This is a genomic window from Citrobacter sp. Cy070 (assembly GCF_030332245.1).
GTDB lineage: Bacteria > Pseudomonadota > Gammaproteobacteria > Enterobacterales > Enterobacteriaceae > Citrobacter > Citrobacter youngae.
The window spans coordinates 12,704-27,791 of sequence record NZ_JAOWIG010000051.1 but is presented as its reverse complement, the minus strand read 5'-3'; the positions used below and the strand labels follow the sequence as shown (position 1 = coordinate 27,791).

The window sequence follows — 15,088 nt, the reverse complement described above, 5'->3', positions numbered from 1 at the left end:
GCTTAAAAATGCAGATTAGCCAACCACTGCCAGGATAACCGGGAACAGGAATGGGGCAACCAATGAGGTAATAATCCCGCAAATCACCAGCGCCAGTGAGCTAAACGCGCCTTCCTGGTAGTCCAGTTCCGCACAACGAGCTGTGCCCAGGGCGTGCGAAGCGGTGCCCATGGCCAGCCCACGAGCGGCCTTGGTGCGAATACGCATCGCATTAAGCAGGGTATGGCCAAATACGGCGCCGAGGATACCGACAAAAATAACGCATACGGCGCTGATAGCTGGAATGCCGCCAATACTGCCACCCACAGCCATAGCGATAGGCGTGGTTACCGATTTAGGCATAATAGACGCGGCAATTTGCGGTGATGCGCCCATCAACAAAGCGATTGTTGTACCTGTTACCATCGCCACAACGCTCCCGGCAAAACAGATAGCAATGATTGATTTCCAGCGGGCACGGATTTGGTGCAGCTGCTCATATAACGGATAGGCTAGCGCGACGACAGCAGGTTGCAGTAAATCGTTCAGCACCTCGCTGCCTTTGAAGTAGTGATCGTAGGGGATACCGGTCAGCATCAGAAAGGGAATAATCACCACCATGGCGACCAGCAACGGGTTCAATAGCGGCATTTTAAATCGCGCTGCCAGCTTACGTGCAGCAAAAAATACCGCCAGGGTGAGGGGTAACGACCACCAGATATACGACATCATTGTTTAGACCCTTTTTGGCCAACGATTTTGCGTTCGCCGTGAACAATGTGCGAGCTCCAGCTCACTACCAGGAATACGACCAGTGTACTGATGGTGCAGGACACCACGACCGGACCAAATTGTGCGCGTAGCAAGTCAAAGTACTGCATGATCCCCACGCCAATCGGGACAAACAGCAGGGCCATGTAACGAATCAGTACGTAGCACCCTGGGTTTACCCATTTTGCTGGTAAGATCTGTAATGCCAGTAATACAAACAGAATCAGCATGCCGATAATGCTGCCTGGAATCGTTATAGGCAGCAGTGATGCAAGAAAAATACCTGCGTAGAGGCAGGCATAAATGAGGACGAATGCGCGTAAATATTGCCAGATAATGTTCAGTGACTTGCTCATAATTGAAACCCTTGACGAGACTGATTCATCATACAATTAAACTTTAAAACGTGCTACCGATCACATCATGAATTCTAAGCATAGTGGAAATAGATATCAGGAACATCAGGCAATACCCCCAATCAGCATAACCAAATCTGTGCCCGGCGCTGAGACGCTTTAATCTCCTGCATAGAGACGTTACCATAGCGCCTCTCTTTTTTGCGGGTAACAATATGCGTGTTTTACTGGCGCCGATGGAAGGCGTGCTCGACTCACTGGTGCGCGAGCTGCTGACTGAAGTAAATGATTATGATCTCTGTATCACCGAATTTGTTCGCGTGGTAGATCAACTACTGCCGGTAAAAGTCTTTCACCGCATTTGCCCTGAACTGCTTAACGCCAGCCGCACGACATCCGGTACGCCGGTGCGTATACAACTGCTGGGGCAGTATCCGCAGTGGCTGGCAGAAAATGCAGCCCGCGCGGTTGAGCTGGGTTCGTATGGCGTCGATCTAAATTGTGGATGCCCGTCGAAACTGGTGAATGGCAGCGGCGGCGGCGCAACGTTACTGAAGGACCCTGAGCTGATTTACCGTGGCGCTAAGGCCATGCGTGATGCGGTTCCGGCCCATTTACCGGTGACGGTAAAAGTGCGTCTGGGCTGGGACAGCAGTGACAGGCAATTCGAAATTGCTGATGCCGTCCAGCAGGCCGGTGCCAGCGAGTTGGTGGTACACGGTCGAACCAAAGAACAGGGCTATAAGGCCGAGTACATTAACTGGCAGGCCATTGGCGAGATTCGCCAGCGTCTCAATATCCCGGTTATCGCGAATGGTGAGATCTGGGACTGGCAAAGCGCACAGGACTGTATGGCCATCAGCGGATGCGATGCCGTCATGATCGGGCGCGGTGCGCTTAATATCCCGAATTTGAGTCGCGTGGTGAAATATAATGAACCGCGTATGCCATGGCCTGAAGTCGTGACGTTACTGCAAAAATATACCCGACTGGAAAAACAAGGTGATACCGGGCTGTATCATGTGGCGCGTATCAAACAGTGGCTGGGCTATCTTCGTAAAGAATATGTTGAAGCGACAGAACTGTTTCAGGAAATTCGGGCTTTGAATAATTCACCGGATATTGCACGCGCGATTCAGGCCATCACAAGTGTTGCCTGATTTATTGCCGGATGGCGGCAATTTGTTCAACCGATGGACCCCATTCATCCAAACCTGGTTTTATCTTTAATCCACCCCTGGCTGAGCGGCGCGGTATAAATAGGATGTTCAGCGGAGAAAACCAGCATTCCGCACGGTATTAATGATTGGTAAATGGTTTGCAATAATCGTTCTATATCGTGCAAATAATGCAGTGCCAGTGAGCTAAATCAAGAATATTTTTTCCCTGTAGGGGAGGGAGCATGGCTTGTATTGTTGGCCACTCTGGTGCGCCGTCGAGTCCCTTTACTGAACGATCCAGCGTGGCATATCCGGCAAAGAATGTCGGGTCATCATAGATATTTTGTGACATTACGCCTCCATTTATAATTTATTGGAATTATTTTGACAGAACCATTTACCATGTATATGTTTCTTTACTATGTGATTTTATTTCAAAAGATGTATTGCCACGCGTAACTAAAAAAGAGAATGCGATAAGTCGTACTCTCTGTGCATCTTTTCTTACCTGTATATTCCCATGAATCGTAACTCTGTTCTTGTTGCAACGGCATGTTTGCCGCTGCTTATTTTGATGGTCGGTTGTGCGCCTATGCATGACAATCGTCAATCGCTGTCACAGCAGACGCCCGCTGTGAACGTTGACTCCGCGTTGCCCGCGGCATTAAAAAATGGTTGGCCGGACAGCCAATGGTGGAAGGCGTATCACGATCCACAGCTGAATGCGTTGATTGACAGCACCCTGAAGAATTCTCCAGACATGCAGGTAGCAGAACAGCGCATTCAACTGGCAGAAGCGCAGGCTAAAGCGGTTAAGGCGCAGGATGGTCCAGAAGTTGATTTTTCCGCAGACGTTGAACGTCAAAGAATGTCGGCAGAAGGTTTAATGGGACCGTTTGCCATTACCGATCCTGCTGCAGGCACGACCGGGCCGTGGTACACCAATGGAACCTTTGGTTTAACCGCAGGCTGGAACCTGGATCTGTGGGGTAAAAACCGGGCTGAAGTGGCGGCGCGTATTGGCGAGGTGAAAGCGCGTGAGGCTGAACGTGAGCAAACTCGCCAGCTACTGGCGAGCGGCGTATCGCGTTTGTACTGGGAGTGGCAGACACAGGCGGCGCTTAAAACCGTGCTGACGCAGATTAAAACCGAGCAACAGAACGTCATCACCGTCGATCGTCAACTGTATCAAAACGGGATTACCTCTTCTGTCGAAGGTGTTGAGACGGATATCGATTCCAGTAAAACGGAGCAGCAGCTGAACGATGTCAGCGGCAAAATGAAGGTGATAGAGGCGCGGCTGAGCGCACTGACCAACTCGCAATCTTCCGTCATGAAGCTTAAAGCAACGACGCTACCGGCGGTAGAAAGCCAGCTACCGTCACAGCTTGGTTATTCGCTGCTGGCCCGCCGCCCTGATTTACAGGCCGCGCATTGGTACATCGAGTCATCGCTGAGCAGCATTGATGTGGCAAAAGCGGCATTCTATCCGGACGTTAACCTGATGGCGTTTTTACAGCAGGATGCGCTGCATCTGAGCGATTTATTCCGCCATTCCGCACAGCAGATGGGCGTGACGGCTGGACTGACGCTGCCTATTTTTGATAGCGGCAGACTGAATGCGAATCTCGATATCACGAAAGCGCAGAGTAACCTGACGGTGGCAAATTACAACAAGGCAGTGGTCGATGCGGTGAATGACGTGGCGCGTGCGGCATCACAGGTAGAAACGCTGGCGCAGAAGAACCAGCATCAGCAGCAAATTGAACATGACGCACAGCGCGTCGTGGGGCTTGCGCAGGCACGATATAGCGCCGGTATTATTGCGGGTTCCCGGGTTAGCGAGGCCAAAATTCCGGCATTACGCGAACAGCTTAATGGTCTGGTTCTGCAGGGACAGTGGCTGGATGCTTCTATACAGCTGACCAGCGCACTGGGCGGCGGTTACCGCGCCTCCTGATAGTCTGACCCGGCAGAAGCCTCTGTCGGGTCAATTTGCGTGTTCTTTGCGTTTACTTCGCCGTTTCATCCACCAGCGGGCAGCCACTACAACGCCGATAACCAGAACCAACCACACCCCATGTTTAATATGCTGGTCGAGGCTATGCAACCATGGGGCAATCACTTCACCGCCCACATAGCCGAGCGTGGTAAACAGCAATGCCCAGACAAACGCCCCCAGGATATTCAGTGGGATGAAAATCTTCGGTGGCAGGTGGCTGGCCCCAATCAGCAACGGGCCAATGACGCGAAAACCGTACATAAAGCGCGTGCCGACCACAAACAGGTAGGGACGCCGTTGGATCATCTTCTGCGCGTAGTGGATTTTTGCCCGATGACGCGAGAAACGACGTAAGATTTTGCCGCCAAAACGACGCCCAAGTAAGAAGAGTAACTGATCGCCAATCATCCCACCCAACGCGACGGAGAGTACCACCAGCGGAAATTTAAGAATTCCCTGATGCGCAGCAACACCGCCTAGCAAGGTAATGGTTTCGCCTTCGGCAAGGCTGCCAATAATCAGCGCCGCATAGCCGTATTGCTCAACATAATGCGTTATATCCATACGTTGTATGACCTCCACGTTCCATAGCATACACCCAGTGAATAGTTCATGCCGGAAAAGCAGCAACTCAGCGTATCGGTATTTTTCATGTGTACATAAAATAATCAAAAGCTGAATTATACTTGAAGTGTTGAGGTCCGGAGCTGACAAGAAGGGGGCGGTATGAACCATGTCTGGGGGCTGTTTTCCCATCCCGATCGTGAAATGCACGTGATCAACAGCGAAAACGAAAGTGTTTCGCATCACTATACCCACCATGTACTGCTGATGGCGGCAATCCCGGTGATTTGTGCGTTTATTGGCACCACGCAAATTGGCTGGAATTTTGGCGACGGCAATATACTGAAGTTATCCCTGTTTACCGGATTTGCGATGGCAATTCTGTTTTACGGCGTGATGCTGGCGGGTGTGGCCATCATGGGCAGAGTTATCTGGTGGATGGCGCGTAATTACTCGCGACGCCCGTCGCTGGCGCATTGTATGGTCTTTGCCGGATATGTTGCCACGCCGCTGTTTTTAAGCGGGCTGGTGGCGCTGTATCCGCTGGTCTGGCTGTGTGCGCTCGTGGGAACCATCGCGCTGTTTTACACCGGCTATTTACTCTATCTCGGTATTCCAACGTTCCTGAATATCACTAAAGAAGAAGGGCTGAGCTTTTCCAGTTCAACGCTGGCGATTGGCGTGCTGGTGCTGGAGGTTCTGCTGGCGATTACGGTGATCCTGTGGGGTTACGGGTACCGATTGTTCTAGGCGTACAACCTGTCTGTGCTGCGTTGTTGGCGTAAAAGTCAGCAACGCAGCATTTCGAGATGATTCTTCTGTAGCGGCAAACCTGCCGGATCGCTATGATGCCAGAGCTAGCCTGAGATAATCCTTATTTCAGGCGGTGTGCGTTGTGACGTGCGTGAACCATTATCAGAAACCTCATCATGCTGAAATTCCGAGTTTCATTATTAAGTCTTGCCCTGGTGCTGGCTGTTCCTTTTGCACCCCAAGCCGTAGCGAAAACGGCGACTACTGCAGCGGCATCTCAACCTGAGATTGCTTCCGGTAGTGCGATGATTGTTGATCTGAATACCAACAAAGTTATCTATTCGAACCACCCGGACCTCGTGCGTCCGATTGCGTCGATTACCAAATTAATGACGGCGATGGTGGTGCTTGATGCACGACTGCCGCTGGATGAAAAACTGAAAGTTGACATCAGTCAGACGCCGGAAATGAAAGGCATCTACTCTCGTGTGCGTCTGAACAGTGAGATCAGTCGTAAGAATATGCTGCTACTGGCGCTGATGTCCTCAGAAAACCGCGCAGCGGCAAGCCTGGCGCACCACTATCCGGGCGGTTATAACGCATTTATCAAGGCGATGAATGCGAAGGCGAAGTCGTTGGGAATGACCCAGACGCGCTTTGTGGAACCGACCGGGTTATCGATTCATAACGTCTCGACGGCGCGTGATTTAACTAAACTGCTGATTGCCAGCAAGCAGTATCCGCTGATTGGTCAGTTGAGTACGACGCGTGAAGACATGGCGACCTTTGCTAATCCGGCTTATACGTTGCCGTTCCGTAACACCAACCATCTGGTGTACCGTGATAACTGGAACATTCAGCTCACCAAAACTGGGTTTACTAATGCCGCTGGTCACTGCCTGGTGATGCGTACGGTTATTAATAACAAGCCGGTAGCGTTGGTGGTCATGGATGCCTTTGGCAAATATACCCACTTTGCTGATGCCAGTCGTTTACGCACCTGGATCGAAACCGGCAAGGTGATGCCTGTTCCGGCCGCGGCGCTGAGCTATAAAAAGCAAAAAGCCGCACAGATGGCGGCAGCGGGTTCAGCGACAGGTGAGCAAACCGCGCAAAACGATTAAACCGTAGGCCGGGCAAGCGAAGCGCCCCCGGCAACGTGCCCGATGGCGCTTACGCTTATCGGGCCTACGATTCTTTCCAGTACTTCTGCTTACTGGTTTTGCCAATACCCGGATTCATACTGTTGGTCGGGTCGTTTTCGCGATAAAAACGCGTCAATGTTTCAGGTGCTTTATACAGATGCCCCACGTTATGTTCTGCAGGATATTGTGCCCCGCGCTCACGCAGTAACACTAGCATTTGCTCTTTCAGTTCGTGAGCATCCACACCTTTCTTCACGATGTAATCCTGATGGAAAACATAGCACATAAAGTGGCCGTAATAGAGTTTGTGCACCAGTTTGCTGTCTATTTCCGGCGGCAGGTGCTCATACCATTCGGTATCGTTACGACGCAGCGCAATATCCAGCGCCAGAATATCTTCCACTTCATCCGCATGGACGGCCTGATATCGAATGGCCGCGCCCGCCGCTGCGAAGCGGTGCAAAAATGCCTTGCTACCTTCTTCCGGCGTACAGGCAAAGAAATCACCTTCGGCAGTTTTGAAAAACTCAGTCAGCCAGCTTTGTGCTTCAGCTACACCGCCACCGGCCATTTTTAACAGCAGGTGATGTTCGTATTTATCACGCCAGCTTTTCATCCGTGCCGGTAAATGGCTGGGGAATAAATGGCCAAACTTCTGCATCGCCCGGTCAGTAAAGTGCGGGCGGAAAATTTTCACTTTTTCCAGCATCGCATCGGTGCGGCCTTTCAGCGTAAAGAAAAACGGCATTTTGTCAGTGCCGAGTTTGTCGATCATCAGAAACGTATCTTTGCCATAGGTTTCGGCGATGTCATAGATATCGCGGTGCATATATTCACCCGCGACCGGCAGATGTTCAAATTTGGCCAGAATATGACGACGGATTTCTGTCAGCACTTCTGGCTGGTTGGTACCGATATAAAATACCTGCTGGTTTTTCTCAGCCTCAAAGGTATCCAGGCGCACGGCGAACACCGCAAGCTTTCCGGCGCAACCAGAAGATTCAAACAAACGCTCAGGGTCTGCGTTATAGCGTGCCGGCGTATCGGCCTCAATATCTCTGACGCGGGTGATGTAATCGTGATCGTGTGCATGACGCCCATCGTGCTGGACATCATCATCTTTGATCCGCTCGTCATCAAGTTTGCTCAGGATCTGCTCCGGAGTCTGACCCAGCTCGATACCCAGATGGTTGACCAGCTGCAATTTACCTTGTTCGTCAATACGCGCAAACAGCGACATTTCTGTGTATGCCGGACCACGTTGCACCAGCGATCCGCCGGAGTTGTTGCAAATGCCGCCAATTACCGAAGCGCCAATACAGGAAGAGCCGATCACAGAATGTGGCTCACGGCCAAAAGGTTTGAGCGCCTTTTCCAGCGAATAAAGTGTCGTACCGGGATAAGCCAGCACCTGTTCACCGTTGCCGATGACGTGCAGCTTATCGAGGCGCAGAGTGCTGATGATAACGATGTCGCGATCGTAATCATTGCCGCTAGGCGTAGAGCCTTCGGTCAGACCGGTATTGGCGGCTTGCATCAGGATTATTTTGTCAGCCGAGACGCAGGCGTTGAGGACACGCCACAGCTCTAATAGCGAGCCAGGGAATACGACGGCGAGCGCATCGCCCTGGCCCGAGCGGAAGCCTTTACGATAACGGGCAGTTTTGGCCGGTTCGGTGAGCAGGTGTGAATGGCCGACCAGTCGGGTCAATTCAGTCAGAAACGCTTTATTATCAATTGTTGTAATGGAAGACATTCTCCACTCCTTGTGGTGGGACTCAATATCAGGAACAAGCATAGCGCTATGTATGACAATACGCTTTCTCATTCGCATTGTCTCTGTGTTGTATCCCACTGATTCATGCTGGTTTTGAAAATTCAGAGAATATCCTTAGCTTTCTTCCCCACTCCCGTTTAGGCTTACGGCAAGCTGCGGTTTTTGTTATATTTTCGCTGCCTCGTCGGGTAGAAATTAAGAGAGAATCAACATGAAATGGCTATGTTCTGTAGGTGTCGCTGTGGGCCTGGCGTTGCAACCAGCGCTGGCGGACACCTTGTTTGGTAACCATCCACTGACGCCTGAAGCGCGGGATGCGTTTGTGACCGATTTACTCAAACAGATGACCGTGGATGAGAAAATCGGGCAATTGCGGTTGATAAGCGTCGGACCTGATAACCCGAAAGAAGCCATCCGCGAGATGATCAAAGATGGACAGGTTGGGGCGATTTTTAACACCGTCACGCGCCAGGATATCCGCAAAATGCAGGATCAGGTGATGGAACTCAGCCGCCTGAAAATTCCTCTCTTTTTTGCCTACGACGTATTGCACGGCCAACGTACTGTGTTCCCGATAAGTCTCGGCCTGGCGTCCTCTTTTAATCTCGATGCGGTCAGAACCGTTGGCCGTATTTCTGCGTATGAAGCCGCAGACGATGGTCTGAATATGACCTGGGCGCCGATGGTCGATGTCTCTCGCGATCCGCGTTGGGGCCGTGCATCCGAAGGTTTTGGTGAAGATACGTATTTGACCGCCATCATGGGCAAAACCATGGTGGAAGCGATGCAGGGGAAAAGCCCGGCCGACAGGTATTCAGTGATGACCAGCGTCAAGCACTTCGCTGCTTATGGCGCCGTTGAGGGCGGAAAAGAGTACAACACTGTGGATATGAGTCCGCAGCGTTTATTCAACGACTATATGCCGCCATACAAGGCCGGACTGGATGCCGGTAGCGGTGCGGTGATGGTGGGGCTTAATTCATTGAATGGGACGCCCGCCACCTCTGATGCCTGGCTGCTAAAAGACGTGCTGCGTGATGAATGGGGCTTTAAGGGTATTACCGTTTCCGATCACGGCGCGATTAAGGAACTGATTAAGCACGGTACCGCCTCCGATCCTGAAGATGCGGTGCGTGTGGCGATCAAGTCCGGCATCAATATGAGTATGAGCGATGAGTATTACAGTAAGTATCTGCCGGGGCTGATTAAGTCGGGCAAGGTTACGATGGCGGAACTCGATGATGCCGCGCGTCATGTACTGAATGTAAAATATGATATGGGGCTGTTTAATGACCCGTACAGTCATCTGGGGGCCAAAGAATCTGACCCACAGGACACCAACGCGGAAAGCCGTTTGCACCGTAAAGAGGCGCGTGAAGTAGCGCGAGAAAGCCTGGTGCTGCTGAAAAACCGTCTGGAAACGTTGCCGCTGAAAAAATCCGCCACCGTGGCAGTCGTCGGTCCGTTGGCCGACAGCAAGCGTGATGTGATGGGCAGTTGGTCCGCTGCCGGTGTTGCCGATCAGTCGGTAACGGTACTGACTGGGATTAAAAATGCCGTCGGTGATAAGGGCAAAGTGCTGTACGCCAAAGGGGCGAATATCACCAACGACAAAGGCATTGTCGATTTCCTCAATCTGTATGAAGAGGCGGTGAAGGTTGACCCGCGCTCGCCGCAGGCGATGATCGATGAAGCCGTGAACGCAGCGAAGCAGTCTGACGTGGTGGTTGCGGTAGTCGGCGAAGCGCAGGGTATGGCGCATGAAGCTTCCAGCCGCACCGATATCACTATTCCACAGAGTCAGCGTGACCTGATTGCCGCGCTGAAAGCAACCGGTAAACCACTGGTGCTGGTGCTGATGAACGGTCGTCCGCTGGCGTTGGTTAAAGAAGATCAACAGGCCGATGCGATCCTCGAAACCTGGTTTGCCGGGACGGAAGGCGGTAACGGCATCGCCGATGTGCTGTTTGGTGATTACAACCCGTCAGGTAAGCTGCCGATGTCTTTCCCGCGCTCTGTTGGACAGATCCCGGTCTATTACAGCCATCTCAATACCGGTCGCCCGTATAATGCGGACAAGCCGAACAAGTACACGTCGCGCTACTTTGATGAAGCGAATGGTCCGTTGTATCCCTTTGGCTATGGTCTGAGCTACACCACGTTCACGGTTTCTGATGTGAAGCTCTCCTCCCCAACGATGAAGCGTGACGGGACCGTGACGGCCAGCGTGCAGGTGACCAACACCGGCAAGCGCGAAGGTGCAACGGTTATTCAGATGTATTTGCAGGATGTGACCGCTTCAATGAGTCGTCCGGTCAAACAGCTGAAAGGTTTTGAGAAAGTGAACCTCAAGCCAGGTGAAACCCAGACCGTCAGCTTCCCGATAGACATTGAAGCGCTGAAGTTCTGGAATCAGCGTATGCAATACGATGCCGAACCGGGCAAGTTTAACGTCTTTATCGGCGTGGATTCTGCCAGAGTGAAGCAGGGCGAATTTGAGCTGCTGTAATTGATTAGCGAATAAAGGCCGGGTTTCCGGCCTTTATCTTTAGGCGTACGCGCCGTGTCTGCTTCTTATTTCTCATCTCGTTACTGCTAACGAATCCCTCTCTTACTCCCCAATTGCCAGGTTAAGCCCTGATTTTTCGACTATGCTTTTTCCTCAAGTCTCTGAAAGGGGCCGTAAAAGAATGAGGAGAGCTGCATGATAATCTCAAAAGTTTGGGTGGGTTCGCTGGCGCTGTTAGCGACGATAAGCTTGCCCTTACAGGCCGCGTCACCCGTCACGGTCGGTTCAAAAATAGATACCGAAGGGGCGCTGCTCGGCAACATTATTTTGCAGGTGCTCGAAAGCCATGGCGTGAAAACTGTCAATAAAATACAGCTTGGTACCACCCCAGTGGTGCGTGGGGCAATCACCTCCGGTGAGCTGGATATTTATCCGGAATATACCGGTAATGGCGCATTCTTTTTTAAAGATGAAAATGATCCCGCGTGGAAAAATGCGCAGGCTGGATTCGACAAAGTGAAAAAGCTGGACGCAGAGCAAAATAAGCTGGTCTGGCTTACTCCTGCACCTGCCAATAATACCTGGACCATTGCGGTACGCCAGGATGTCGCGCAAAAGAACAAACTTGAGTCCCTTGCTGATTTAGGCCGTTACCTGAAAGACGGGGGAACGTTCAAACTTGCCGCCTCTGCTGAATTTATCGAACGGGCTGACGCGCTGCCTGCGTTTGAAAAAGCGTATGACTTCAAACTCAATCAGAACCAATTGTTGTCGCTGGCAGGGGGCGATACCGCAGTGACAATTAAAGCTGCGGCGCAGCAGACCTCCGGAGTTAATGCCGCAATGGCTTACGGAACCGATGGCCCTGTTGCCGCGCTGGGGCTGCAAACATTAAGCGATCCTAAAGGGGTTCAGCCGATTTACGCGCCAGCGCCCGTCGTGCGTGAGTCGGTGCTGAAAGACTACCCGCAAATGGGGGAATGGCTACAGCCGGTATTTGCCAGCCTGGATGAAAAAACGCTGCAGCAGCTCAACGCCAGTATCGCCGTTGAGGGGCTGGATGCGAAAAAAGTCGCGGCAGATTACCTGAAGCAAAAAGGATGGGTGAAGTAACGGATTTGCAGCAGGTGCGAGTTGTGTCGAAGATATCCGTTAATCGGGTGCTATTGCTGCTGGTGGTTCTGACCGTGGCCGCAGCCGCGCTTCCTTTCATCAGTTATGCCCCTAATCGTCTGGTTTCCGGTGAAGGTTGCCAACTCTGGGAGGTCTGGCCCCACATGGCGTGGGGACTGGCGGCGACACTTTTACTGCTCGTGGTTCTATGCTTCATACCCGGTAAATCCGGCAGTGTATTGACGCTGGTTGTTGTCCAGTTACTGGTGATAGCGGCGTTGTTTATGGCCGGGAAAACGGCAACGCATCTGGCTCAGACGGGAACTTCTGTCGCCAGAACCAGCCTGGGGAGCGGTTTCTGGCTTGGGCTAGGGGTGTTGTTGCTGGCTGGCAGTGACGCCATTCGGCGTATCACCGCTCAGCCGCTGTGGCGCTGGGTGCTGCATGCGCAAATTGTCATTGTGCCAGTGGCGCTGCTTCTGACCGGCACCCTTAACGATCTTTCTCTGCTCAAAGAATATGCCAACCGCCATGATGTCTTTGATGATGCTCTGGCGCAGCACCTGACTATTCTGTTCGGTACAGTGGTGCCTGCGCTGTGTATTGGTGTGCCGCTGGGCATCTGGTGCACCTTTTCTGCTTCGCGTCAGGGGCCAATATTTGCTGTGCTGAATATCATCCAGACGATCCCCTCCGTCGCGTTGTTTGGTTTGTTGATCGCGCCGCTTGCCGGACTGGTTAAGCATTTCCCGTGGCTTAGCTTGCTCGGCGTAGCGGGAACGGGCCTGACGCCGGCGCTGATTGCGCTGGTGCTGTATGCCTTATTGCCACTGGTTCGTGGCGTGGTGGCCGGGCTGAATCAGGTTCCGCGTGATGTGATGGAAAGTGCGCGGGCGATGGGGATGAGCGCGCGTCAGCGTTTTCTTTCGGTGCAGCTTCCGTTAGCGCTACCCGTTTTCCTGCGTAGTTTGCGGGTGGTGATGGTACAGACGGTGGGGATGGCGGTCATTGCCGCATTGATTGGGGCTGGCGGATTTGGCGCGTTGGTCTTTCAGGGACTGCTCAGTAGCGCCGTTGATTTAGTGCTACTGGGTGTGATTCCGGTGGTGGTACTGGCAGTGCTGATTGATGCGCTGTTTGATTTAGGCTTAGCGCTGCTGAAGGTGACAAACGATGATTGAATTTAGCCATGTCAATAAAACCTATAACCAGCAACAGGCCGTGAGCGATCTCAATCTGCATTTAGGCGAAGGGAGCTTTTCGGTATTAATTGGGACCTCCGGTTCGGGGAAATCCACCACGTTGAAAATGATCAACCGGCTGGTCGAGCATGACAGTGGGCAGATCCGTTTTGCCGGGGAAGAGATCCGTAGCCTGCCGGTGCTGGAATTAAGACGACGTATGGGCTATGCCATCCAGTCGATTGGCTTATTTCCACACTGGACTGTCGCCCAGAACATTGCCACCGTACCACAGCTGCAGAAGTGGTCACGTGCACGTATTGATGACCGAACAGAAGAACTGATGGCGTTGCTGGGGCTGGAAACGGATTTGCGTCACCGCTATCCGCATCAGCTTTCCGGCGGCCAACAGCAGCGGGTCGGTGTGGCACGCGCGCTGGCGGCTGACCCTCAGGTATTGCTGATGGACGAACCTTTTGGCGCGCTGGATCCGGTAACACGCAGTGCGCTACAGCAGGAGATGACGCGTATCCACCGTCTGTTGGGTCGTACCATCGTGTTGGTGACGCATGATATCGATGAAGCGCTGAGACTGGCGGAGCACCTGGTGTTAATGGATGCGGGCCAGGTGGTGCAGCAGGGCACGCCGCTGTCGATGTTGACGGCTCCGGTGAATGATTTCGTGCGGACCTTTTTTGGCCACAGTGAACTGGGTGTAAGACTGCTGTCATTGCGCACGGTGGGAGATTTTACCCGTCGTGGTGAACAGTTGGCCGGTGAGCCGTTGGTGGACGAGATGACGTTACGTGATGCGTTATCTGTTTTTGTCGCCCGTGGCTGTGATGCGTTGCCGGTGGTTAATGCCCAGGGCGTGGCCCGTGGTACGTTGCATTTTCACGATCTGCTTTCGGAGACACCGCACAGTGAAACATCTGTTTGATCCTCTGCTGTGGCTCATTGCGCTGTTCCTGGTGTTGCTGGTGGGATTGCCCCACAGCCAGACACTGTTCAGCGCGTTATTTCCCCAATTGCCGCGTCCTGTTTATCAGCAAGAGAGCTTTATGGCACTGGCGCTGGCGCATTTCACGCTGGTGGGCATTTCAAGCCTGATTGCTGTCATTATTGGCGTTGGGGCAGGTGTAGCGGTAACCCGCTCATGGGGAGTAGAGTTCAGACCTTTGGTTGAAACGATTGCCGCGGTGGGGCAAACTTTTCCGCCGGTTGCGGTGCTGGCGATCGCCGTACCGGTGATGGGGTTTGGCCCGGAGCCTGCGATTATCGCGCTGATCCTGTATGGGGTGTTACCGATCTTACAGGCAACGCTGGCAGGGCTGGGAGGGATCTCTGCCAGCGTAATAGATATCGCCAGCGGGATGGGCATGAGTCAGGGGCAGCGGCTACGCAAAATCGAACTTCCGCTCGCGGCACCGGTTATTCTGGCCGGGATTCGCACGTCAGTGATTATTAATATTGGCACCGCAACGATTGCCTCTACCGTTGGTGCGAATACGTTAGGAACACCGATTATTATCGGGTTAAGCGGGTTTAATACCGCCTATGTGATCCAGGGGGCGCTGCTGGTCGCATTGGCCGCAGTCATTGTCGATCGCGGGTTTGAGCGATTAGCGTACTACCTTACCCGGCACGTAAAATAAAGGTATAACCTGCCAGCATCACGCCGCCGATACCACCGATGGCCATCAGCAGGAAGAGGGTTATAACACCGATTTTAGCTGCGCTCATTTTGTACTCCTTATGTGAATTCAAGGATTGTACAC

14 protein-coding genes and 1 pseudogene are annotated in these 15,088 nt (G+C 52.6%); 9 read left to right on the top strand and 6 right to left on the bottom strand.

Translation table 11 applies throughout. The features are described from left to right. Positions 1-15: 15 nt before the first annotated feature. On the bottom strand, positions 16-711 hold the full coding sequence (locus tag OGY19_RS06315; RefSeq protein WP_048211176.1) for a CidB/LrgB family autolysis modulator: 696 nt from the start codon (positions 709-711) through the stop codon (positions 16-18). Further along, a complete protein-coding gene (locus OGY19_RS06310; protein ID WP_005129194.1) occupies positions 708-1,106 on the bottom strand; it encodes a CidA/LrgA family protein in 399 nt (132 codons plus the stop codon). The genes OGY19_RS06315 and OGY19_RS06310 overlap by 4 nt, the downstream gene beginning before the upstream one ends. Positions 1,107-1,321: 215 nt before the next feature. Between OGY19_RS06310 and dusC the strand changes: the two genes are divergently transcribed. Then, entirely contained in the window at positions 1,322-2,266 is a 945-nt protein-coding gene (gene dusC, locus OGY19_RS06305; protein ID WP_048211177.1) for a tRNA dihydrouridine(16) synthase DusC, read from the top strand. Between the two features lie 59 nt (positions 2,267-2,325). On the opposite strand, the pseudogene OGY19_RS06300 reads toward dusC, so the two are convergent. Then, a pseudogene (locus OGY19_RS06300) lies at positions 2,326-2,618 on the bottom strand (SAM-dependent methyltransferase); the annotation flags it as partial. A 168-nt stretch (positions 2,619-2,786) separates the two neighbouring features. Here OGY19_RS06300 and mdtQ point away from each other — a divergent pair. Further along, positions 2,787-4,226, top strand: a complete 1,440-nt coding sequence (gene mdtQ / locus OGY19_RS06295; RefSeq protein WP_115601783.1) for a multidrug resistance outer membrane protein MdtQ — start codon at positions 2,787-2,789, stop codon at positions 4,224-4,226. 30 nt (positions 4,227-4,256) lie between these two features. Here mdtQ and OGY19_RS06290 read toward each other — a convergent pair whose 3' ends face one another. Beyond that, positions 4,257-4,832, bottom strand: a complete 576-nt coding sequence (locus OGY19_RS06290; RefSeq protein WP_048211179.1) for a DedA family protein — start codon at positions 4,830-4,832, stop codon at positions 4,257-4,259. 162 nt (positions 4,833-4,994) lie between these two features. Here OGY19_RS06290 and OGY19_RS06285 point away from each other — a divergent pair, with 162 nt between their 5' ends. Both OGY19_RS06285 and pbpG read left to right on the top strand, forming a co-directional pair. Beyond that, positions 4,995-5,582, top strand: a complete 588-nt coding sequence (locus tag OGY19_RS06285) for a Yip1 family protein (RefSeq protein WP_005129189.1) — start codon at positions 4,995-4,997, stop codon at positions 5,580-5,582. A gap of 179 nt (positions 5,583-5,761) precedes the next feature. Next, positions 5,762-6,709, top strand: a complete 948-nt coding sequence (gene pbpG / locus OGY19_RS06280) for a D-alanyl-D-alanine endopeptidase (protein ID WP_048211180.1) — start codon at positions 5,762-5,764, stop codon at positions 6,707-6,709. 64 nt (positions 6,710-6,773) lie between these two features. On the opposite strand, the gene dld is transcribed toward pbpG, so the two are convergent. Continuing rightward, positions 6,774-8,486 (bottom strand): D-lactate dehydrogenase, encoded by a 1,713-nt coding sequence (gene dld, locus OGY19_RS06275; RefSeq protein WP_061068158.1) that lies wholly within the window; start codon positions 8,484-8,486, stop codon positions 6,774-6,776. A 232-nt stretch (positions 8,487-8,718) separates the two neighbouring features. Between dld and bglX the strand changes: the two genes are divergently transcribed. The 5 genes from bglX (at position 8,719) to OGY19_RS06250 (ending at position 14,965) form a co-directional block, all read left to right on the top strand. Next, positions 8,719-11,016, top strand: a complete 2,298-nt coding sequence (bglX, locus tag OGY19_RS06270) for a beta-glucosidase BglX (RefSeq protein WP_115601784.1) — start codon at positions 8,719-8,721, stop codon at positions 11,014-11,016. 195 nt (positions 11,017-11,211) lie between these two features. Then, entirely contained in the window at positions 11,212-12,129 is a 918-nt protein-coding gene (gene osmF / locus OGY19_RS06265; RefSeq protein WP_115601785.1) for a glycine betaine ABC transporter substrate-binding protein OsmF, read from the top strand. Continuing rightward, positions 12,117-13,310, top strand: coding sequence for an ABC transporter permease (locus OGY19_RS06260; RefSeq protein ID WP_286596272.1), 1,194 nt, complete (start codon positions 12,117-12,119; stop codon positions 13,308-13,310). Before osmF ends, OGY19_RS06260 begins: the two co-directional genes overlap by 13 nt. Continuing rightward, the gene (locus tag OGY19_RS06255; protein ID WP_115601787.1) at positions 13,303-14,250 is read left to right on the top strand and encodes an ABC transporter ATP-binding protein; all 948 of its coding nucleotides are present in this window, start codon (positions 13,303-13,305) and stop codon (positions 14,248-14,250) included. The genes OGY19_RS06260 and OGY19_RS06255 overlap by 8 nt, the downstream gene beginning before the upstream one ends. Then, the gene (locus tag OGY19_RS06250; protein ID WP_115601788.1) at positions 14,234-14,965 is read left to right on the top strand and encodes an ABC transporter permease; all 732 of its coding nucleotides are present in this window, start codon (positions 14,234-14,236) and stop codon (positions 14,963-14,965) included. Before OGY19_RS06255 ends, OGY19_RS06250 begins: the two co-directional genes overlap by 17 nt. Here the strand turns inward: OGY19_RS06250 and OGY19_RS06245 are convergent. Beyond that, a complete protein-coding gene (locus OGY19_RS06245) occupies positions 14,946-15,053 on the bottom strand; it encodes a protein YohO (protein ID WP_003027354.1) in 108 nt (35 codons plus the stop codon). The genes OGY19_RS06250 and OGY19_RS06245 overlap by 20 nt on opposite strands. Between the last annotated feature and the right edge of the window lie 35 nt (positions 15,054-15,088).